Origin of the sequence: Acinetobacter lwoffii, from assembly GCF_024129735.1 — a bacterium.
In the GTDB taxonomy this organism is placed as follows: domain Bacteria; phylum Pseudomonadota; class Gammaproteobacteria; order Pseudomonadales; family Moraxellaceae; genus Acinetobacter; species Acinetobacter lwoffii_H.
This window is the reverse complement of the sequence record NZ_JAMXXK010000110.1, coordinates 1-1,074: the sequence shown is the minus strand read 5'-3', so window position 1 is coordinate 1,074 and position 1,074 is coordinate 1. Positions and strand designations below refer to the sequence as shown.

1 protein-coding gene is annotated in these 1,074 nt (G+C 39.3%); it reads left to right on the top strand.

Annotated elements, in window-relative coordinates:
- Positions 1–104 precede the first annotated feature (104 nt).
- The gene (locus tag NI469_RS15675; RefSeq protein WP_253175658.1) at positions 105–1,067 is read left to right on the top strand and encodes an IS30 family transposase; all 963 of its coding nucleotides are present in this window, start codon (positions 105–107) and stop codon (positions 1,065–1,067) included.
- Positions 1,068–1,074: the final 7 nt, after the last annotated feature.

Below are 1,074 nucleotides of genomic sequence, written 5' to 3'. Positions count from 1 at the left end.
CGCAGATTCAAATCCCAAGTGCAACACATTTGTAGTTAGTTGAAAAAGTTAGGTGTATTCATAGAATCATTAGACTTTTTCAACTCGCAATTGGAAAGCACACAATGAAGAAATACACCCAACTTTCTCAAGATGAAAGATACGAAATTTATGCTACTTTGAAAAGTAAAAGTTCAATCGCTACCCTTGCTCGGGAATTAGGACGTTCACGATCAACCATCCACCGTGAATTAAAAAGAAATACTGGGCAACGTGGATATAGAGCTCAACAGGCAGCTAAATTTGCAAGTCAAAGACGCTACCGTCCTTCATCATCAATGACAGCATTTGCCTTCGCTTATATTGATTATTTGATTGGTTTGGACTGGTCACCCGAACAAATTTCAGGTGCTTTAACACAACGCGGTTGGCTGGATGTACCTTCACATGAGTGGATTTACCAGTACATTTATCAAGATAAATCAAAAGGCGGTAAACTTCATCTACATTTAAGGCATCAGAAGAAATATCGAAAACGCGGTTACAAAAACACGGATCGTAGGGGTCAAATCATTGATAAAACAAGTATTCACTGCCGACACCAGGTCATTGATCAACGACAACGTTTAGGAGATTTCGAAGGTGACACGGTGATTGGTAAACATCATAAAGGTGCTTTATTGACTCTCGTTGATCGAAAGAGCCTGTATGTACATATTGTTCATTTAGGGCCAACAAGAGCATCCTCTCAAACGATTACTTGTGCATTAGATCGTTTACAAATGAGCCATGCTTATAGTGTGACATTTGATAATGGCAAAGAATTTTCCGAACACAAAAGAATTACTGATGCTGGCATAGAGACGTATTTTGCTGATCCTTACAAGTCTATTCAGCGAGCTAGAAATGAAAATACGAATGGTTTAATCCGTCAATATCTGCCAAAATCATCATCGTTTGATGGCGTGTCAAACGAACAAATAGAGCAGATAGAATTTGCACTCAACCATCGTCCTAGAAAAACACTAGGTTGGTATACACCGAGTGAAGTTATGGCTGGTTTTTATACTGTTGCACTTGCCGCTTGAATCCGCC